This window comes from Pseudomonas sp. BN607 (genome assembly GCF_029871175.1).
Taxonomy (GTDB): Bacteria; Pseudomonadota; Gammaproteobacteria; order Pseudomonadales; family Pseudomonadaceae; genus Aquipseudomonas.
The window spans coordinates 97,342-115,612 of sequence record NZ_SSOE01000060.1 but is presented as its reverse complement, the minus strand read 5'-3'; the positions used below and the strand labels follow the sequence as shown (position 1 = coordinate 115,612).

At 64.6% G+C, this 18,271-nt stretch carries 19 protein-coding genes; 3 read left to right on the top strand and 16 right to left on the bottom strand.

What is annotated here, in order from left to right; translation table 11 throughout:
* Positions 1-9 precede the first annotated feature (9 nt).
* Positions 10-525 (bottom strand): DUF3016 domain-containing protein, encoded by a 516-nt coding sequence (locus tag E8E68_RS17235; protein WP_266029567.1) that lies wholly within the window; start codon positions 523-525, stop codon positions 10-12.
* Between the two features lie 75 nt (positions 526-600).
* Here E8E68_RS17235 and E8E68_RS17230 point away from each other — a divergent pair, with 75 nt between their 5' ends.
* On the top strand, positions 601-1,326 hold the full coding sequence (locus tag E8E68_RS17230; RefSeq protein WP_266029568.1) for a metallophosphoesterase: 726 nt from the start codon (positions 601-603) through the stop codon (positions 1,324-1,326).
* Here the strand turns inward: E8E68_RS17230 and E8E68_RS17225 are convergent.
* Together E8E68_RS17225 and E8E68_RS17220 are read right to left on the bottom strand one after the other, a co-directional pair.
* Entirely contained in the window at positions 1,274-1,888 is a 615-nt protein-coding gene (locus tag E8E68_RS17225; RefSeq protein WP_266029569.1) for a LysE family transporter, read from the bottom strand. The two genes, E8E68_RS17230 and E8E68_RS17225, sit on opposite strands and share 53 nt — an antisense overlap.
* Before the next feature lie 96 nt (positions 1,889-1,984).
* Positions 1,985-2,800 (bottom strand): AraC family transcriptional regulator, encoded by an 816-nt coding sequence (locus tag E8E68_RS17220; RefSeq protein WP_280343104.1) that lies wholly within the window; start codon positions 2,798-2,800, stop codon positions 1,985-1,987.
* Positions 2,801-2,930: 130 nt separating this feature from the next.
* Between E8E68_RS17220 and E8E68_RS17215 the strand changes: the two genes are divergently transcribed.
* Complete coding sequence (locus tag E8E68_RS17215) at positions 2,931-3,554, top strand: LysE family translocator (protein WP_280343101.1); 624 nt, start codon at positions 2,931-2,933, stop codon at positions 3,552-3,554.
* Here E8E68_RS17215 and E8E68_RS17210 read toward each other — a convergent pair.
* The 12 genes from E8E68_RS17210 to E8E68_RS17155 form a co-directional block, all read right to left on the bottom strand.
* Positions 3,551-6,055, bottom strand: coding sequence for an autotransporter outer membrane beta-barrel domain-containing protein (locus E8E68_RS17210; RefSeq protein ID WP_280343099.1), 2,505 nt, complete (start codon positions 6,053-6,055; stop codon positions 3,551-3,553). The two genes, E8E68_RS17215 and E8E68_RS17210, sit on opposite strands and share 4 nt — an antisense overlap.
* Before the next feature lie 112 nt (positions 6,056-6,167).
* A complete protein-coding gene (locus E8E68_RS17205; protein WP_009686637.1) occupies positions 6,168-6,443 on the bottom strand; it encodes a peptidylprolyl isomerase in 276 nt (91 codons plus the stop codon).
* 155 nt (positions 6,444-6,598) lie between these two features.
* Positions 6,599-7,078, bottom strand: coding sequence for a serine protease inhibitor ecotin (gene eco, locus E8E68_RS17200; RefSeq protein WP_280343096.1), 480 nt, complete (start codon positions 7,076-7,078; stop codon positions 6,599-6,601).
* 55 nt (positions 7,079-7,133) lie between these two features.
* Complete coding sequence (gene hbdH / locus E8E68_RS17195) at positions 7,134-7,904, bottom strand: 3-hydroxybutyrate dehydrogenase (RefSeq protein ID WP_280343093.1); 771 nt, start codon at positions 7,902-7,904, stop codon at positions 7,134-7,136.
* A gap of 109 nt (positions 7,905-8,013) precedes the next feature.
* Entirely contained in the window at positions 8,014-9,030 is a 1,017-nt protein-coding gene (locus E8E68_RS17190; RefSeq protein WP_280343090.1) for an ABC transporter permease, read from the bottom strand.
* Positions 9,030-10,088 carry a microcin C ABC transporter permease YejB gene (gene yejB / locus E8E68_RS17185; RefSeq protein ID WP_266029578.1) on the bottom strand — a complete coding sequence of 353 codons (1,059 nt, stop codon included), beginning with the start codon at positions 10,086-10,088 and terminating at the stop codon, positions 9,030-9,032. The genes E8E68_RS17190 and yejB overlap by 1 nt, the downstream gene beginning before the upstream one ends.
* On the bottom strand, positions 10,085-11,884 hold the full coding sequence (locus tag E8E68_RS17180) for an extracellular solute-binding protein (RefSeq protein WP_280343085.1): 1,800 nt from the start codon (positions 11,882-11,884) through the stop codon (positions 10,085-10,087). Before E8E68_RS17180 ends, yejB begins: the two co-directional genes overlap by 4 nt.
* Before the next feature lie 142 nt (positions 11,885-12,026).
* Complete coding sequence (locus tag E8E68_RS17175) at positions 12,027-12,308, bottom strand: peptidylprolyl isomerase (protein WP_110745333.1); 282 nt, start codon at positions 12,306-12,308, stop codon at positions 12,027-12,029.
* Positions 12,309-12,387: 79 nt separating this feature from the next.
* The gene (locus E8E68_RS17170) at positions 12,388-13,449 is read right to left on the bottom strand and encodes a 3-deoxy-7-phosphoheptulonate synthase (RefSeq protein ID WP_280343081.1); all 1,062 of its coding nucleotides are present in this window, start codon (positions 13,447-13,449) and stop codon (positions 12,388-12,390) included.
* 554 nt (positions 13,450-14,003) lie between these two features.
* The gene (locus E8E68_RS17165) at positions 14,004-14,555 is read right to left on the bottom strand and encodes a YbhB/YbcL family Raf kinase inhibitor-like protein (protein WP_266029581.1); all 552 of its coding nucleotides are present in this window, start codon (positions 14,553-14,555) and stop codon (positions 14,004-14,006) included.
* A 48-nt stretch (positions 14,556-14,603) separates the two neighbouring features.
* On the bottom strand, positions 14,604-14,912 hold the full coding sequence (locus tag E8E68_RS17160; RefSeq protein ID WP_266029582.1) for a hypothetical protein: 309 nt from the start codon (positions 14,910-14,912) through the stop codon (positions 14,604-14,606).
* Positions 14,913-15,025: 113 nt separating this feature from the next.
* On the bottom strand, positions 15,026-16,321 hold the full coding sequence (locus E8E68_RS17155; RefSeq protein WP_266029583.1) for an MFS transporter: 1,296 nt from the start codon (positions 16,319-16,321) through the stop codon (positions 15,026-15,028).
* A gap of 415 nt (positions 16,322-16,736) precedes the next feature.
* Here E8E68_RS17155 and E8E68_RS17150 point away from each other — a divergent pair, with 415 nt between their 5' ends.
* Complete coding sequence (locus tag E8E68_RS17150; RefSeq protein ID WP_280343077.1) at positions 16,737-17,612, top strand: AEC family transporter; 876 nt, start codon at positions 16,737-16,739, stop codon at positions 17,610-17,612.
* 36 nt (positions 17,613-17,648) lie between these two features.
* Here the strand turns inward: E8E68_RS17150 and E8E68_RS17145 are convergent, their stop codons facing one another.
* Positions 17,649-18,251 (bottom strand): hypothetical protein, encoded by a 603-nt coding sequence (locus E8E68_RS17145; protein ID WP_266029585.1) that lies wholly within the window; start codon positions 18,249-18,251, stop codon positions 17,649-17,651.
* Between the last annotated feature and the right edge of the window lie 20 nt (positions 18,252-18,271).

Below are 18,271 nucleotides of genomic sequence, written 5' to 3'. Positions count from 1 at the left end.
AAGGCTTTTTCAGGAAGCCGCGTGGGCGCCGAAGCGTTGGCGGAACCAGTCGTCGAGCATGGCCTTTTCCGCAAACAGCCGGTCGCTGCTGCTGGCAGCACGGCCCGGGCGGCTCAGGTACATCTTGTCGCTGACGCGTTCCTCAGCCTGCTGGTCGGGCTTGCCTGGCTGGCTGAGGGTGTAGCTGAGCTCGATGGTCGGCCAGGTGATCTCGCGCATGAAGCGTACATCGTAGGCCTGGCTGTGCCATGGCTCGAAGCGCCCCGCCAGGTCGATGTCGCGGATCACGATGACCAGTCGTTCGTCGGCGGGGAGATAGCGCTGGCCGAGCTTCTGCAGGTATTGGCCAAGGGTTTTCATGACATAGTCGTCGGCGCCGCGGGCGTATCCGTGGCTGTCGAGGCTGGCATCACGGAATGTTTCCGGGTGGTCGAAACGCACCTCGACCTGCGCGGGCGGGGCAGCTTGTGCCATGCTGTCCAGTGACAGCGCCAAGAGCACGGCACACACGAAGGCGGTACGCATGATGTACCTCCGGGGCAGATTGCGTGAGCCTTCATTTTACCCCTGCCGTGGTGGCGCCAGCAGAGGAAGATTGTAATGGGACGGTTTCGGCGTCTGATGGCCAACCTGCGCGGAAGGGACCTTGCAGTGGGCGATATCCATGGCCACTTCCAGCGCCTGCAGCAATGCCTGGATGCGGTGGGCTTCGATCCGGCCGTAGACCGCCTGTTCAGCGTGGGCGACCTGGTTGACCGTGGGCCGGACAGCGGGGCGGCACTGCAATGGTTGGCGCAGCCGTGGTTCCACGCCGTGCAAGGAAACCATGAGGCGCTGGCCATTACCCGCGTACGCGGCGGGCGGCTCGACCTGGACATGTACCGCGCCGCAGGGGGCGGATGGTTTCTTGACCTGCCGCGCAGCGAGCAATTGGGTTTCGTCGAGCGCTTCGAGCAGTTGCCGGTTGCGATAGAGGTTGAAAGTGCGGCGGGGCTGGTGGGCCTGCTGCATGCCGATAGCCCGTTTGCCGATTGGGCCGAATTGCGACACTGGCTTGAACTGCATGACGACCCCAAAGTAAGGGAAGTGTGCCAGTGGTCGCGACGACGCCTGAAGGTGGAGGATAGCGCGCCGGTGCAGGGGCTGCGCGCCTTGCTGGTTGGCCACACGCCGGTGCGGGAGGCCAAGCTGCTGGGTAACGTTTGGCACCTGGACACCGGTGGCTGGGCCAGTGGGCATTTTACCTTGATGGACATGCGCACCCTGCAGCTGGTCACCCCAGGGCCAGGTGACCCAGCAGCACCACCGCCAACAGCACCAGCATGACCCCGGAGGCCCGCTCCAGCCACGCCAGGCTGCGGGCGAAACGCGTAAGTACCCGCTGGTTGCCGATGGCCATGGCCACCAACAGGTCCCACAGCAGCACGACCCCGAACATCCACAGGGCGTAGGTCGCTTTCCAGGCGACGCTGGCACTGGCGACCATGCTGGCCAGGCTGGCATAGAACAGCGCGTTCTTGGGGTTGAGGATGCCAGACAGCAAACCCATGGCAAACCCTTGCCACCAACCCTGAACCGCTTGCTTGCCGGCGACTGCCCCCAGGCTGGTCTGCCCGGCATGGCGCAGGAACAGCACGCCGATGTACAGCAAGTAAGCGGCGCCGGCCAGTTGCAAGGTGGTGAACAGCAGGCTGCCCTCTTGCAGTACCGACAGGCCGGCAAAGGCCATGGCGATGAACGCGGCATTGGCCAGGGCGATCCCCAGGCAGGCGCCGCTGGCGATACGCCAGCCGCTGTTGACCGAGGTGCGTGCGACCAGGAAAAAGTCCGGGCCTGGCGAGAGCAGGGCGAGGAAGTGGGCGAGGGCGATGATCAGGAACTGTTGCATGGGCCGGGCTGCTCTGCGGGAAAACCGCAGTCTGCTGCCCGGCCGGTTGGGTGTATTGAAGAAAATTGCATGGGGTTGCGCGGCGGCTGCGCAGCCCTATCGAGGTAAACCCCGATACTGCCCCGGCGTTACGCCCACATGCGCCTTGAACACCCGCTGGAAATGGCTCTGGTCGGCGAACCCGAGCTGGCAGGCCACATCCGCCAGGGCCTGCCCCTCACCCAGCAGCTGCCGACCACGGTTGATCCGCGCGTTCAGGAGGAAGGCATGCGGGGTAAATCCGGTGGCCGCACGAAACGCACGGATCAGCTGATAACGTCCAAGCCCGGCGCCCCGTGCCAAAAGCTCCAGGCTGAGCTGCGCCGGGTCCTGGCCTTCGAGCCGCGCGATCATCCCGCTCAAGGCCGTCGCCGCCAATGCCGGCGCAGGCGGCAGCGGCGGCTGTGCGGAATAGTCCAAATCCCCTAGAAAGGCAATCAGTGCGGCGTCTTTCTCGCTGTGGCTGGCGCCGGAAAACAGCAAGCTGTTCAGCTCACAGAACTGCCTGTACACGCCGGGCTCCCGGCAGATACGCGCTGGCTCGCCCGCCCCGGCACCGCGCAACCCCGACTCCAGGCGCAATTGCGTCAGCCACGCGGCATCCACATGCAGCATCTGATAGCTCCACGCGTGCCCAGGGGCAGGGTTGCAGGCGTGCACACGGTGAGCCGGAACCAGCACCAGGGTGCCGGGTGTCAAGCGCTCCTGCCCGTCGCCCGCACCGCTGAAATGGCTCAGGCCAGCGTCCACCGCGCCGATGGAAAATGTTGGGTGGCTGTGGGCCTTGTAGCAGGCGCGGCTGTGGCAGGCGCGACGGCTTTCGACATGCGGCAGGGCTGGGTCACGCCAAATCAAGGCATGGGAACGGGGCATCATAGGGTCCTCGGTGGCGGTGCCAGCGTAACAGCTACCAGGTACCCGTACAGTTTTTGTCGCTGGCTGTAGCTTGACCCCATGGCCCGGCAACGCCGAAATAGACGCCTGTTGCACGAGGAAAACAACAATGGACCTTTCAAGCCTGCTGCTTTTCATCCCTGCCTGCTTTGCCCTGAACATGGCGCCGGGGCCGAACAACCTGCTGTCGCTGCACAACGCCAGCCGGTACGGCCTGCGTACCGCCTGCGTGGCCGGCGGCGGGCGCATCCTGGCCTTCAGCGGCATGATTGCCCTGGCGGCCATGGGCCTGGCCGTGGTGCTGCACACAAGCGAATACCTGTTCCTGGTCATCAAGGTGGCAGGCGCGGCTTACCTGTTCTATATCGCCTGGCAGCTGTGGCGCGCACCGGTCGGTGAGGCCGTGATCGCAGGTGATCACCCGCGCGGCACCTGGCGCCTGGCACGTCAGGAATTCTGGGTCGCGGCTGGCAACCCCAAGGCTATCCTGATCTTCACCGCCTTCCTGCCACAGTTCGTTTCGGTCGGCAGTGCTACCCCTGTGGGTGAGCAGTTCCTCTGGCTGGGCGTGCTGTTCCTGTTGCTGGAGTGGGCGGCCATCGCTATCTACTCCGGCCTGGGCGCCTACCTGCAGCGCTGGTTCAGCCAGCCTGGCCCACGGCGCATGTTCAACCGGGTCAGCGCCGCCCTGCTGGGCTGCGCCGGCCTCGGTCTGCTGGCAGCGCGTCGCTAGAACTGCCAGCGCAGGCCCAGGTTCACGCCGCTGGCTTCCTGCTGGCGGCTGTCCAGGTTGGCGGTGTATTGCACGCCGCCCTGTAGGCTAAGCGCCGGATTGACCTGCGCCACTACACCGCTTTCCAGTTGTACCGAGGTGTAGCGGTAGTCGGTCTTGATCTTGTCGACGTCATCGAAGGTCAGGGTGTCGCGGCCACCGTCGCCGTGCCACAGGTTGACCTGCGCATAGGGCTGCAACAGGCGGTCGCTGCTCCCTTTGAACGTGCCCTCCAGGCGCATCCCCAGCCGGCCGGTCAGCTCCACCTGCGCATCATGGCTGACGCGCGAGACGCTGTCGTTGGCGCTGTCGAGCGAGACCTTTTGCGCAACCAACTGGGCCTGCGGTTCCAGGCTCCAGCGTTCGGACAAGGCAATGGGGTACCCGGCCTCCAGCGAAGCGGTCCCGGCATGGCCGTCGATGTTCAGCTTGTCGCCCCGCTCGGAACGGGCCCGGCCGTCGAGGCGGGTGTACTGCACCACGGCATCCAGGTACGCGCCTTGCGGCCCGACCAGCGTCCAGTAGCCACCAACGCTGTCGCCCTCGAGCTTCAGGTCGCCGACACTGCGGTCCTGTACGGCCAGCGCGAACCCTTTGACGTCGGCGTCCAGGCGGCTATGGCTGACATAGAGACCGACGTGCTGGCGATAACCGCTTTCGCCAACCTTGGCATACAGGTCCTGGCCAACCTTGAAGCCGTACAGGTCGCCATCCAGGCTCGGGCTGACCGTGCCGCTCCATTTCTGGCGCAGCGTGCCGCCGTACGCCTGGCCCCAACTGGCGGGCAGAGCGCCTTGGCCTTGCATTAACTGTTGGTCGCCCTGGCGCTGGTGGAACGTGCCCAGTGCCTGGCGGGCGATGATCGCGGCGCCCCTTGGCGCAGCGGCATACACCGGCACTTCCGGACGATACAGCGGCAGGCTTTCGCCGGGTACCGGAGCCGGCAGGTCGGCCTGGCCGGGTGCCGGTGCCGCGACCGGTGGGGTGACGGCTGGGGCGATGACGGGGGGCTCGCCCGGTTCGGTCGGCTGGGTCGGCTCGCCCGGTTCGGGCACTGGGGCAGGGGCGGGAGTTGCGACCAGGGTCGAGCGCAGGTACCAGCTGTTTTCGCTGCCCGCGGTCACGCCCCCTTTGAACAGCCGGTAGTCGTAGGCCCCAGCCGACAGGGTCTGGGTCTGGACGAAGGCCGTGGTGGTGCTGGTGGCGCCATCACGGGCTTCGACCACCTGGATGCCATTCTGAGCAGTCGCTGCACCAGCGCCATTGAGGTTGTTGATGAGCAGCTGGGTGGTGCCGCCAATGGCACCGCGGCTGACGACCAGGCGGTCGGAGGCGGCGCCATCACCGGCCAGCACGCTGTTCAGGCGCAGGGTGCCGTTGTTGCCGGTGTAGTCGCCCTGGATGTTCAGGCGGCCTTGGGCATCATTGCCGCTGGTAAGGTCGAGCGTACCAGCGTTGCTGACCGAGACACGCGCCCCCGTGGCGAACGGGGTGATTGCGCCTTGTCGCGAGGTGATGGTGCTGCTGGCGTCGATGGCGATACTGCCAGTGCCGCTGTTGCTGTCACCCAGCACCAGCGTGTCATCCAGTGCGAGCCGGCTGCTGTCGTTCAACGCCAGTCGCTCCCAGTTCGCATAGCGTGCGCCCCCCGTTGCCTGGCTGGCCGCGAAGGTGAGGCTGTCGTCACCGTCGCCGCCATCGAGGGTGATGGCAAGCGCCTCAGTGTCGAGCCCTTTGAGCAAAGCCCTGTCATCACCCGGCCCGGCATCAACTCGCCCGGCGATGCGACCACCGTCCCAGCTGAAGCGGTCATTGCCGGTGCTCAGTAACACATCCCCACCTACCTGGCCGCCATGTACCAACACCTGGTCATCGCCGCCGCTGACGCTGATGTTGCCGCCGATGCTGCCGTCGAAGATTTCCACGTAGTCTTTGTCGAAGGCGGTGATGACGTTCCGGTCCACGCTGCCGCCCCGCATGATGAAGGTGTTCTCGTCGAGGCGCATGTTGACGTTGCCGATTCGACCGCCGTCCATTTCGGCATGGTCGCCGCTGTCGAACGTACCTTTGATCCAGCCACCGCTCATGTGAAAAGTGTCCAGGCCATCGCCCTGGTTGAGGTTACCTTCGATGACGCCGCCGCTCATGACGAAATCATCGATACCAGAGCCCTGGGTGACACTGCCACCGACACTGCCGGCGGCCATGTCGATGCTGTCTTTGCCAGCACCGAAGGTGACATCGCCGGCAATTGTTCCGCTACCGGATGCCGGGAACACCAGGCGGTTATCGCCATTGGTGTCCACCAGCGAGGGTGTACTGCCGCTGTCACAGGTGTACGTATCGTTACCGGCGGTGGGCGTAAAGGTACAGGCCGCTTGAGCGGCAGGCAGGGCCATGCCCAGCAATGGGAGTGAGCCAAGGGTCAGCATCAGGCGTAGACGCATCGGGAAAGCCTCCATTCTCCAGAGAATCCCGCGCGTCATACAGCGCACGCAGGGTTAGCGGGGTTGTATAGAGGTGTGCGTCAAGGCCACAACTGGCAAAAATGTCAGGTGGCACAGGGCCAGTGCGTTAGTCGCGGTAAAAGGTTTGCACCAGGTGGTAGCCGAACTTGCTTTTGATGGGCCCGTGTACCACGCGCAGCGGCTTCTTGAAAATGACCTGGTCGATGGCTCCGACCATCTGCCCGGGGCGGACTTCACCCAGGTCACCACCACGCTTGCCCGAGGGGCAGGTGGAGAACTTTTTCGCCAGCACGTCGAAAGCCTCGCCGTTGGCGATGCGCTGCTTGAGCTTTTCGGCTTCGTCAGCGGTCTTTACCAGGATGTGGCGGGCTTGGGCTTTCATTGGGGTACCTGTGCTTCTTGGGGCAGAAAAGGGGGCATTATGCCTAATCCCGCGCCCAGCGGCATCCCACCGCCAAAGCGCAGGCGTACAACCTTGCAATCTCCTGCGGGGCGGGCGGGTCGCGTAGACGCCCGCCGGTCACGGGGGGCTGCGCGTTACTCTACGTTAGCCTGTTGCACGTCCTGCGATGCCGACCACACGCGATAGCGCACCTCGATGTCCTTGGGCACATACACCACCACGGGCAGCTTGCTGTTGTAACGCAGCATGAAGCCTTCGCCAACCACCGGGACGAAGGCTTTGGACCTCTTGCTGTCCGGGCAGGCCATCAGGGTGCTGACCGGGCCGCTGACCTTGTCCAGGCGGTAGTAGTTGTAGCCCCAGCCTTCCAGTGTACGTTCCTCGAGGCTGCCGCCCAGGCGCTGGTGATTGCAGTCCACCTCCAGGGTTTTGCCGGCGAGGATTTCCAGTTGGTAGGCCGATTCGTCAGCCTGGGCCGGCAGGTGGATGACCTGGCGCGTGAAGCCTTTTTCCGCCTCGGGGTAAGGCGCGACGTCCTTCAGGCTGGCGGCTGAAGCGGGCGCAGCCGCCGCCAGGGTGAGGGCCAGGATCGCGGTGATTGGGGTAGGGCGCATAAGGCCTCCTTGCAGATAAACGAATGCGAAACCACCACCAGGCCCAGGCCGCCCGTCACTGGGCCAACCAGCCACCATCAACGTTCCAGGCAGCGCCGCGAACCTGGCTACCGGCTTCGCTACACAGGAATAATACCAGCTCACCCAAGTGTTCAGGGGTGACGAAGGCCAGCGACGGTTGCTTCTCTGCCAGCAGCTCATGCTGAGCTTGCAGAGGGTCGCCACCGTTGGCAGCACGATCGTCAATTTGCTTCTGTACCAGCGGGGTGAGCACCCAGCCCGGGCAGATGGCGTTGCAGGTGATCGGGCTGGCGGCGGTTTCCAGGCCGACCACTTTGGTCAGGCCGACCACGCCATGTTTGGCCGCCACATAAGCGGCCTTGCCGGTCGAGCCGACCAGGCCATGTACCGAGGCGATGTTGATGATGCGACCCCAGTTGCGCGTGCGCATGCCCGGCAGCGCCAGGCGCGTGCCATGGAAAACGGCAGACAGGTTGAGGGCAATGATCTTGTCCCAGCTTTCCACCGGGAATTGCTCGACCGCCGCCACATGCTGGATACCCGCGTTGTTGACCAGGATGTCGACACCACCGAACTCACGCTCGGCCAGGGCGAACAGTGCCTCGATCTGGGCTACATCCGACAGGTCTGCCGGGTGGTGGATCACCTTCACCCCGTGCCGGGCGATGTCGGCCAGCGCCGCTGCCGGGTCGCCAAAGCCATTGAGTACGATGTTGGCGCCAGCCCGGGCCAGGACCAGGGCGATACCCAGGCCGATACCGCTGGTGGAACCGGTGACGAGTGCAGTCTTGCCGTTGAGGGTCATGCAATGCTCCTTGGACAATGCCTGTGGCGTAGAACGTGGCGATGACCACGCACACTGCCAGGGTCTTGATCAGGGTAAAACCAAAATGCACGGTGCAGCGCCTGAATCCTCATCCGCGAGGGTCAAACGCTTCACGCAGGGCATCCCCGATGAACACCAGCAGTGACAGGATCAGCGCCAGTGCAAAAAACGCGGTAAAACCCAGCCAGGGCGCTTCCAGGTGCTGCTTGCCCTGGGTCACCAGTTCACCCAGCGAGGCGCTACCGGCCGGCATCCCGAAACCAAGAAAGTCCAGCGCGGTAAGCGTGGTAATCGCACCCGTGAGCATGAACGGCACATACGTCAGCGTGGCATTCAGGGCATTGGGCAAGATGTGCCGCAGCATCACCTGGCTGTCCGGCAAGCCCAGCGCCCTGGCCGCTTTCACATACTCCAGGTTGCGCCCACGGAGGAACTCGGCGCGCACCACATCGACCAGGGTCAGCCACGAGAACAGCGCCATGATCCCCAACAGCCACCAGAAATCCGGCTCGACGAAGCCGCTGAGGATGATCAGCAGGTACAGCACCGGCAACCCCGACCACACCTCCAGCAAGCGTTGACCGAGCAGATCGACCCAGCCGCCGTGGTAGCCCTGCAGGGCACCCGCCGTTACGCCGATGAGCACGCTGACCACGGTCAAGGCGAAGGCGAACAGCAATGACACCCGCGTGCCATACAGCACCCGCGCCAGCACATCGCGGCCCTGGTCGTCGGTGCCCAGCCAGTTGCTGGCGCTGGGCGGGCTGGGCGTGGGTACTTGCAGGTCGTAGTTGGGGGTGTCGGCGCTGAACGGGATGGGGGCGAACAGCATCCAGCCGCCCTGGCCCTCGATCAGCTGGCGGACATAGGTGCTGCGGTAGTCTGGCTGGAAGGGCAGCTGGCCGCCAAACTGCTGTTCGGTATAACGCTTGAGCGCAGGCACATACAGTGCTCCCTTGTAGCTCAGCAGCAGCGGCTTGTCGTTGGCCACCAGCTCGGCGCCCATGCTCAGTACCAGCAAGCCGGCAAACAGCCACAGCGATATCCAGCCAAGGCGGTTGCGACGAAAGCGTTGCAGGCGGCGGCGCGAGACAGGCGACAGCATCAGTGCGCCCTCGTGTCGAAGTCGATGCGCGGGTCCAGCAGGGTGTACGACAGGTCACCGATCAAGCGGATCAGCAAACCTGCCAGGGTGAAGATGAACAAGGTGCCGAACACCACCGGGTAATCCCGCGATACGGCGGCGTCGTAGCTCATCCGGCCCAGCCCATCCAGCGAGAAGATCACCTCGATCAGCAACGAACCGGCGAAAAACACCGTGATCAGTGCCTGCGGCAGGCCGGCCACCACCAGCAGCATGGCGTTACGCAAGACGTGGCCATACAACACCCGGCGCTCGCTGAGGCCCTTGGCCCGGGCGGTGACCACGTACTGGCGGGAAATTTCGTCGAGGAAGGCATTCTTGGTCAGCAGGGTGAGGGTGGCGAAGCCGCCGATCACCAATGCCCCGACCGGCAGGACCAGGTGCCAGAAATAGTCGGCGACCTTGCCCAGCAGGCTGAGCTCGTCGAAATTGTCCGAGACCAGGCCGCGTACCGGGAACCAGTTCAGCGAAGTGCCACCGGCGAACAGCACGATCAACAGCAGGGCGAACAGGAACGAGGGCAAGGCGTAGCCGATCACGATCAATGCACTGCTCCAGGCATCGAAGCGGCTGCCATGGCGCACGGCCTTGCGGATGCCGAGCGGGATCGACACCAGGTAGGTGATCAGGGTGGCCCACAAACCCAGTGACAAGGTCACCGGCAACTTGTCGAGGATCAGGTCGGTGACCTTGGCGCCGCGGAAGAAGCTGTCGCCGAAGTCCAGCCGGGCGTACTGGCCGAGCATCAGCCACAGGCGTTCGGGGGCGGATTTGTCAAAACCGTACTGGCGCTTGATCTCTTCGATCAGTTTCGGGTCCAGCCCACGGGTGGCACGCGATTCGCCATGGACCACCTCGGCCCGTGCGCCCGGCGCGCTCCCGCCGATGCCTTGCAGGCGCGCCACGGCTTGTTCGACCGGGCCGCCCGGCGCAGCCTGGACAATGGCAAAATTGACCAGCAGGATCGCCAGCAGGGTCGGGATGATCAACAGCAGGCGGCGCAGCAGGTAGCTGGTCATGGGGCTGATTTCCGGCGTTCGGCCATTTGGTCATTGGTCAGCGCCGCAGGGCTGACCTCCCACCAGGTGTCCAGGCCTTCATCATAGGTGGCCTGGACCTTGGGCAGGCCGAAGCGGTTCCACCAGACGGTGGAGCTGCCCGGCGGGTAGTAGTTGGGGATCCAGTAGTAGTTCCATTGCAGGACCCGGTCCAGGGCATGGGCATGGTGCAGCATGTCGGCCTCGGTACTGGCACGGACCAGGCCGTCGATCAGGCGGTCCACGGCCGGGTCCTGCAGCACCATCAGGTTATTCGAACCGGGGTCGCGGGCGGCTGCCGAGCCAAAGTAGTTGTACAGCTCGGCACCTGGCGACAGGGTGACCGGGTAGCCGGTGACGATCATGTCGTAATCGCGGGCCATCAGCCGGTTGACGTACTGCGCCGAGTCGACATTGCGGATATTCAGGGTCACGCCGATCTGGGCCAGGTTGCGCTTCCACGGCAGTAGCAGGCGCTCCATGCCGGCCTGGCCATTGAGGAAGGTGAACGCCAGCGGCGCGCCTTCACTGTTGACCAGGCGGTCGCCATCGGGGTGCCAGCCAGCTTGTTCGAGCAGGGCCAGGGCCTGCAACTGCTGCTTGCGGATGATCCCCGAGCCATCGGTGACCGGGGCCGTGAACACCGTGGTGAACACTTCATCTGGCACTTGGCCGCGCAAGGGGGCGAGCAGCTTCAACTCACCCGCATCCGGCAACTGGCGAGCGGCCAAAGGGGTATTGGAGAACACGCTTTGCTGGCGGATGTACAGGTTGCGCATCATCTGCCGGTTGCTCCACTCGAAGTCCCATAACATACCCAGCGCCTGCCGCACACGGCGATCCTTGAACTGCGGCTGGTCGAGGTTGAACACAAAACCCTGAGCCACTTGCGGTTTGGCCGGGCCCAGGTGGGCGCGTTGCAAGCGGCCGTCGTCCAGTTGTGCGCCGTTGTAGCCCAGGGTGTAGGCGGTGGCTGAGAACTCGCGGTTGTAGTCGTAACCACCGCCCTTGAGCACCTGGCGGGCCACTTCGGTGTCGCCGAAATACTCGATGCGCAGCTTGGCAAAATTGTAACGACCGCGGCTGGCCGGTAGATCACGCGCCCACCAGGTGGGGTCGCGCTCAAAGGTGATGCTGCGGCCGTTGTCGATCCGACCGATGCGGTAAGGCCCACTGCCGACCGGCTTGTCAAACCCGCCACCGTTGGCGAAGTCGCGCTGCTGCCAGTCGTGCTCGGGCAGCACCGGCAAGCTGGCAAGGTCCAGTGCCAGCGTGCGACCGTGCTCGGGCCTGAAGTCGAAGCGCACGCTGTGCGGGCTTTCTACGGTTACCCCGGTGACGTCGACGAACTGGGTGCGAAACTTGAGGCTGCCCTTGCTCATCAGCAGTTCATAGGTGAAGCGCACATCCTGCGCGCGCACGGGCTTGCCGTCGGCGAACGTGGCGCGGGGGTCGATGTCGAAACGCAGCCAGGCATCCCCAGGGCCGCGCTCCATGCGCCGGGCGATCAGGCCGTAGACGGTGTAAGGCTCGTCGAATGAACGCACCGCCAGCGGCGCGTATAGCAAGCCATCCACCTCGCTGACGCCGATGCCTTTATCGATGTACGGCAGGACATGGTCGAACTGGCCGATCTCGATGGCCGAGCGGCGCAGGATGCCGCCTTTGGGGGCGTCAGGGTTGACGTAGTCGAAATGCTGGAAGCTGGCGGGGTAGCGGGGGGCTTCGCCGTAGACGGTGAGGGCGTGGGTAGGAGCGGCCTGGACCGTAAAGCCCATGCACGAAAATACAAGCCCCCACAATACTTGTGGGAGCGGGTTTACCCGCGAATGCGTCGGAGCAGGCAACGAGGTTGTCTGGTCTGGCCTCTTCGCGGGTAAACCCGCTCCCACAGGGGGGCTGATCACCGGGAGGGGTGAATCAGTCCTGACGGCTGGTCACTTCCAGCAGGTGGTAGCCGAACTGGGTCTTCACCGGGCCCTGCACGGTGTTGACCGGGGCGCTGAACACCACGGTGTCGAACTCCTTGACCATCTGGCCGGGGCCGAACGAGCCCAGGTCACCGCCCTGGCGGCTGGATGGGCAGGTGGAGTTGGCTTTGGCGACTTCGCCGAAGTCGGCGCCTGCTTCGATCTGGGCTTTCAGTTCGTTGCACTTGTCTTCGCTGGCAACGAGGATGTGGCGGGCGGTTGCACGGGCCATGGGTACTGCTCCTTGGGGTAAAAAGGCAAGCCTAGCGCACTTGTCCGGGGTCTGTCTCGCCAGGCTTGCAACCATCGGCTTACAGTTTTTGTGCCGCTTCGCGCAACAGGGTTTCGGTCGTCGCCCAGCCCAGGCAGCCGTCGGTGATCGATACGCCGTACTTCAACGCGCCCTTGCCCAGCGCCTGGCAACCGTCGAACAGGTGCCCCTCGATCATTACCCCTACCAGGGAGCGGTCGCCAGCCAGGCGCTGTTCCAGCACCTCGGTGAACACTGCAGGCTGGCGCGCCGGGTCCTTGTTGCTGTTGGCGTGGCTGCAGTCGACCATGATCCGGGCCTGCAAACCGGCCTTGGTCAGCGCCTGGCGGGCCATGGCGATGCTGGTGGCATCGTAGTTCGGGCCCTTGTGGCCGCCGCGCAGCACCAGGTGGGTGTCTGGGTTGCCCAGGGTTTCGATGATTGCCGGGTGGCCCTGCGCATCCATACCGAAGTGGCGGTGCGGGTGCGCGGCGCTGCGCATGGCGTCGCTGGCGATGGCAATGCCGCCGTCGGTGCCGTTCTTGAAGCCGACCGGCAGTTCCAGGCCGCTGACCATTTCGCGGTGGATTTGCGATTCGGTCGTACGCGCGCCGATCGCGGCCCAGGCCAGCAGGTCATCGAAGTAACCGGCAGCTACCGGTTGCAGCAGCTCGGTGGCGATCGGCAGGCCGCGTTCGATCATGCTCAGCATCAGCCCTCGGGACAGGGCGATCCCTGAATGCATGTCATCGCTGCCATCCAGATGCGGGTCGTAGGCCAGGCCTTTCCAGCCCACCGTGGTACGCGGTTTTTCGACGTAGGCGCGCATCACCAGCAGCAGTTTGTCATCGACTTCACGGCTGAGGGCGGCCAGGCGGTCGGCGTATTCCAGGGCCGAGCGTGGGTCGTGGATCGAGCACGGGCCGACGATGACCAGCAAACGCTGATCGCGACCTTCAAGGATGTCGCGGATGGCCCGGCGGTGGGCTTGGACTTGCTGGCTGAGTTCGCTGGGCAGCGGCATTTGCTGCTTGAGCAGGTGCGGGCTGGGCAGGCGCTTGCTGACGGTGGTATTGGCCGCTTGCGGCTGGGTCAGGGGCAGGGCGAGGCTGGAAGCTTGCATGGCGTTTTTCCCTGGGCGGACGGCGGGTTCTGGCCCGCACGGTCGGCCCTATCGAGGTGTTCGACAGATCGTTGAGTGCGTATCGGCTGCTGCATTGCCACCGGTGGAAGACCGATCGGAGGCGGCAGGCTGGCCCGAACGGGATTGGCTAAATCGCCAGGCATAGGTGTTTGCGTCGTAATAAGTGGCGTAGTTCATCAATCTGTCCTCAATGTGAATCGGTGTTGTTCAAAGGCCGGAAAAGCAAAACCCCCGGTCGGGGAGCCGACCGGGGGTTTGAGTATTCTCATGTTCGGCGGCCCCTCGAAGGTGGGCGCCGGATGGGTATCGGCGCCTAGTGGCTAAACCAATACCCAAAGTAATAGCTGGCAGGTGCCACGCAGCCGGCAACAGCCAGCACAGGACGCAGGTGGCGACCGGTGTTGTTGGCGTGGTTGCAGGTGTGTTTCGGCATGTTGCTCTCCAGTGAATGAGCCCGAGCTTACTTCAGTTGGTACGGGCCATTCAATGGATAAATGCGATGGGGTGAATCATTTATTTTTGTACTAGTTGGTTCAATGGCCGTAGCGCCCGACCAGGCTCTGAGCGCCCAGCGCGTGGCCTTGCAGCAACTGCAGCAGGCCACTGCGGTCCAGGCCCTCGGGCAGCGTACCCAGCGGCAGGTCGGTGGCGATCAGGGTCAGTGCGTAGTGGTGCGGGTTGTCGCCGGCGGGCGGGCAGGGGCCACGGTAGCTCAGGGTGCCACGCGAGTTGCGGCCTACAGTCACGTACTGCCCGCTAAGCCCGGCCGCCCCCTCCTTGAGCCCTTCGTGCTCCGGGTCGATGTTGTAGGCGAGCCAGTGCACCACGCCGAGCCCCTTGCTACCGTCCGGATCGAACATGATCAGTGCCAGCGACCGGGTACCCTCGGGCAGGTTGTCCCAGCTCAGTTGTGGAGTACGTTCTTCGCCAGCACCGCAGGCCGGGTCCAGGCCGACCTGTTGCAGGGCAATGACCCCGCCATCGGTGAACGATGAGGAGCTTATCGACAACGCGCCTTGGTTGCTGCCGGCGGCCAGCGCAGTGCACGGCAGCAGGGCCGCGAGCAGCCAGGGTGTGAGGTTCATGGCGAATCCTTGGCAGGGCGATGGACCGCAGTGTAGCCCAGGCCCGCTTCAGTGGCTGTCCTGATCCTCGGCGGTGCCGCCCGTGTGCCCGGCGCCGGAACCGGTGGCTTCGCCGGTGCTGTTGGAGCCCCCGCTGGCGCCATCGGCGGCATCGGTGCTACTACCGGTATCACTCGCGTCGTTGCTTTTGCCGCTGCCGGGGCTGTTGACGCTGCTGCCTTCACCGGCGGTCTTGCCCCCGGACTGGTCGGTTTGCGGGCGGCTATCAGTGTTGGTGTCGGTAGCGGCAAAACTGGTGCCGGTGAGGGAGGCCAAGGCCAGGGCCAGGCACAGCGAGAGCGGACGAATGCGGATCATGGGGTGGCTCCTTTGCGGATGATCTGTCATTCGTTTGGCTAGGGGCTGCTGGCGGGGTGCGTTCCAGGCGACGAGTGGTCGTTTGGCCCAGGGCCGCACAGCGGCCCCCTGGCTCAGTGGGTTTCGCTGCGTGAGGCCTGCAATGGCTCGGCTGGCTCCAGCGGCGGATGCTCCTGCGCCGCATGCATCAGGTCTTCGGTCACCCGCAACTCGGCGCCGGTGGGCGAGAAGGTGGTCGAAGCGGTGAACGGCGCCGGGTGCTCTGCCGCCGGGCGTTTGCCGCGGCGCCACATGAAGAAGCACACCATGGCCAGGTTGACCACGGCAAACGCCCAGAACAGCCCAGCCTCGCCAAACTCGGTCATCATTGGCGAGATAGCGACCGGTGCCATGGCCGAGCCCAGCGAGTTGATCAGCAGCAGGCCCTGGATCATCGGCACCAGGGCATCGGACGGCGCCCGGTCGGCTGCATGGCTGACCGCTACCGGGTACAGGGTGAACACACCGCCCCCCAGCAGGAACAGCGTGGCCGGCAGCAGGAACGAGTCCGATGGCAGGAATACCGTTACGAGCGACAGCACAACGCACAACCCGGCAAGGGCGAGCAGCACATCGAGGCGGTCCTTGCGGTCGGACCAGCGCCCGACCGGGTATTGCAGCAGCATCGCGCCAAGGATCACCCAGGCCATCATGTTGCCGACCTCACCCACCTCCAGGCCAATACGTTGCAGGTACAGCGGCAGCAGGGCATAGATACCGGCAATGGCCACGCCCGAACCGAAGCAGCCGACCAGGCCTGAGGGGGCCACGCCCAGCAACTGGCGGGGTTTGAGGGGTTCGACCTGGTCAAGCAACGGTGACACCCGCGGCAGGATCACGATGGGCAGCACTGACAGCGCAGCAAGCACGCCGGCCAGCATGAAGGGGGCGGTGTCACCCAGCTGAGTGATTTCGCCCAGGCCAGCCTGGGCGATCACCCCTGCGCCATAAAAGGCGATCATGTACAGCGCGAGCAAGCGCCCGCGGATTTTCGCGTCACCGGCCAGTAGCAGCCAGCTTTCGATCACCAGGAACACGCCCACTGCGGCCCAGCCGTTGATCAGGCGCAGTACCGACCACCAGGTCACGTCGTAGAACAGCCCTTGCAGCAGGATAGTCACGGCGATCAGCGAGGCGAAGCTGGTGTAGGCGCGGATGTGGCCGATGCGCAAGATCAACCGGTCGTTGAAGATGGCGCCGAGGGTCAGGCCGATGAAGTAGGTCGACGACACGATCCCGATAGTGGTGGCAGACTCACCGGCAGCGCCCAGGCGCAGGGTGGTCAGCGAAGACATGAAGCCGTTGCCCAAGGCGATGATGAACAGCCCGAGCAGGGGCGCCAGCGCCATGGCCAGCAAACGCGGAGACATAGGTACCTCTGGTTGGAAGAGCGGAATGAGCGCCTTCTCGGACGCGCACACGGGCTCACCCCGACAAGGGGCGAGTAGCTGCACGGATGCGACCTGGGCAAGACTCAACCGCTGGGCCCTTGGGAAATGGGCCGGGCGGGGAGGGTTGAGCCTATTTCACATGTGCGTTCATGTGTTCAGGCACGGACTCTGTCGTTGCTGCCGGTTGCCACCGTTCAAGGCGACGGGCGAAAAGGAAGCGCGATTCTACGGGCTTGCAAGCATTTGCCCAAGGGGCCTGGGTATGCGACGAGACGCCGCAGTCTGGGGAAGACATGCAGGTGTCCTGGGCAGACATCCTGCGGCCGGTTCGGGTTGTGCAGGCGCGGCCTTGGGATGCTGCATAATGCAGGCCCTACCCGAAGGAAGGCATTCCATGTTCGCGTCGCTGTTCGCAGTCCTGGCCCCGGTGTTCATTGTCGCCGGCATCGGCTATGCCTGGGCCCGCAAGGGCCTGGCCTACCCCACCGACTTCATCGCCCGGCTGGTGATGACGGTCGGCACCCCGTCGTTGGTGCTGTCCACCCTGAGCCGCACCGAACTCGACCCGAATGCCTTCACCAGCATGGCCATGGCCTGCCTGCTGTGCACCTTGGGCATGGCCCTGGCCGCGTTGCTGGTGTGCCGTGCCTCGGGCATGCACTGGCGGGTGCTGTTGCCGGCCTTCATGTTCCCCAACACCGGCAACATGGGCCTGCCGATCAGCCTGTACGCCTTCGGTGAACATGGCCTGGCGCTGGCCGTAGCCTTCTTCCTGACGTTGTCGATTGTACAGTTCACCATTGGCATGGCCATTTCCGGCACCGCCGCTTCGCTCAAGGCATTGCTGCACAACCCCATCGTGCTCAGCCTGGCCGGCGCCATGCCGATCATTTTCCTGGGTTTCGAGCCCCCGCGCTGGTTGGCCAACACGGCGGACTTGCTGGGCGGCATGACGATCCCGCTGATGCTGCTGACACTGGGGGTGTCGCTGGCCAGCATTCGTCTGCGCCATGTCGGCAGCGGCATGCTGCTGGGCGGGTTGCGTATCGGGCTGGGCGCTGCGGTGGGCTGGGCGGTGGGCGCGGCACTGGGCATGGACGGCCTTGAGCGTGCAGTGCTGGTGGTGCAATCGGCGATGCCGGTGGCTGTCTTCAACTACCTGATGGCGGTGCGCGCCAACCGTGAACCGGAGCAGGTGGCGAACCTGGTGATGTGCTCGACGGTGCTGTCGTTTGCCTGGTTGCCGGTGGTCCTGGCCTGGTGGATGTAGGCCTGTACCGACGGTAGTGCCGGTACAGGCTTCGGGCTACTGGGCCAGCAACTGGTCATCCACCCAGCCTTGGCTGGTCAGCACCAGGGTTCGGGTTTCCTTGAGCGGGGCAGCATTGCTGGCCACCGCCTGGCCCAGGCCGGCGATGCTGGCCTTCACCTGATCATTGGCGGCCCACGCCGGCAACTCGATGATCTTGTAGGCATAGGTCACATTCGACAGCTTCTGCCCGGTTGCCTCGCTCGGCTCACTGAACTGCTCGATCGCCGTCACTTGCGCCTTGCCGAAGCACAGCCCGGCGCCTGCCTTGTAGTATTTGCGGCCTTCATCGGTCAGGTCGTAGGCGTAGTAGATATCCGTGCGTGCCGGCGACCACAGCCGGGCCGGTATTTCGGTGCGCGAAATTTCCTTCTCGCTGACCACGCCTACCTGCGCCAGGGCGTGCAACGCCTTGTTGGTGCCGTGCACGTCGAAGTCCTGGGTCTTGGTAGGGAACGAGCTGATGACGAAACAGTGTGGGTACCGGGTATCCAGGGAGGCCTGGGCAGCCTTGTGGAAACTGGCCTTGATGGTGTCCTGGCTGTCGGAGCAACCGGCCAGTGTTGCCAGCAGTGCCAGTGGCACGATCTTCCTGTACATGGTGAAACTTCCTTGGCGAC

What these genes read in the sequence shown, in the direction of transcription:
- E8E68_RS17220 (WP_280343104.1), bottom strand. Translation starts at nt 2,800, where the DNA reads ATGCCCCGTTCCCATGCCTTGATTTGGCGTGACCCAGCCCTGCCGCAT.
- E8E68_RS17210 (WP_280343099.1), bottom strand. Translation starts at nt 6,055, where the DNA reads ATGGAGGCTTTCCCGATGCGTCTACGCCTGATGCTGACCCTTGGCTCA.
- eco (WP_280343096.1), bottom strand. Translation starts at nt 7,078, where the DNA reads ATGCGCCCTACCCCAATCACCGCGATCCTGGCCCTCACCCTGGCGGCG.
- yejB (WP_266029578.1), bottom strand. Translation starts at nt 10,088, where the DNA reads ATGACCAGCTACCTGCTGCGCCGCCTGCTGTTGATCATCCCGACCCTG.
- E8E68_RS17145 (WP_266029585.1), bottom strand. Translation starts at nt 18,251, where the DNA reads ATGTACAGGAAGATCGTGCCACTGGCACTGCTGGCAACACTGGCCGGT.
- E8E68_RS17165 (WP_266029581.1), bottom strand. Translation starts at nt 14,555, where the DNA reads ATGAACCTCACACCCTGGCTGCTCGCGGCCCTGCTGCCGTGCACTGCG.
- E8E68_RS17150 (WP_280343077.1), top strand. Translation starts at nt 16,737, where the DNA reads ATGTTCGCGTCGCTGTTCGCAGTCCTGGCCCCGGTGTTCATTGTCGCC.
- E8E68_RS17205 (WP_009686637.1), bottom strand. Translation starts at nt 6,443, where the DNA reads ATGAAAGCCCAAGCCCGCCACATCCTGGTAAAGACCGCTGACGAAGCC.
- E8E68_RS17160 (WP_266029582.1), bottom strand. Translation starts at nt 14,912, where the DNA reads ATGATCCGCATTCGTCCGCTCTCGCTGTGCCTGGCCCTGGCCTTGGCC.
- hbdH (WP_280343093.1), bottom strand. Translation starts at nt 7,904, where the DNA reads ATGACCCTCAACGGCAAGACTGCACTCGTCACCGGTTCCACCAGCGGT.
- E8E68_RS17180 (WP_280343085.1), bottom strand. Translation starts at nt 11,884, where the DNA reads ATGGGCTTTACGGTCCAGGCCGCTCCTACCCACGCCCTCACCGTCTAC.
- E8E68_RS17175 (WP_110745333.1), bottom strand. Translation starts at nt 12,308, where the DNA reads ATGGCCCGTGCAACCGCCCGCCACATCCTCGTTGCCAGCGAAGACAAG.
- E8E68_RS17215 (WP_280343101.1), top strand. Translation starts at nt 2,931, where the DNA reads ATGGACCTTTCAAGCCTGCTGCTTTTCATCCCTGCCTGCTTTGCCCTG.
- E8E68_RS17155 (WP_266029583.1), bottom strand. Translation starts at nt 16,321, where the DNA reads ATGTCTCCGCGTTTGCTGGCCATGGCGCTGGCGCCCCTGCTCGGGCTG.
- E8E68_RS17190 (WP_280343090.1), bottom strand. Translation starts at nt 9,030, where the DNA reads ATGCTGTCGCCTGTCTCGCGCCGCCGCCTGCAACGCTTTCGTCGCAAC.
- E8E68_RS17230 (WP_266029568.1), top strand. Translation starts at nt 601, where the DNA reads ATGGGACGGTTTCGGCGTCTGATGGCCAACCTGCGCGGAAGGGACCTT.
- E8E68_RS17225 (WP_266029569.1), bottom strand. Translation starts at nt 1,888, where the DNA reads ATGCAACAGTTCCTGATCATCGCCCTCGCCCACTTCCTCGCCCTGCTC.
- E8E68_RS17235 (WP_266029567.1), bottom strand. Translation starts at nt 525, where the DNA reads ATGCGTACCGCCTTCGTGTGTGCCGTGCTCTTGGCGCTGTCACTGGAC.
- E8E68_RS17170 (WP_280343081.1), bottom strand. Translation starts at nt 13,449, where the DNA reads ATGCAAGCTTCCAGCCTCGCCCTGCCCCTGACCCAGCCGCAAGCGGCC.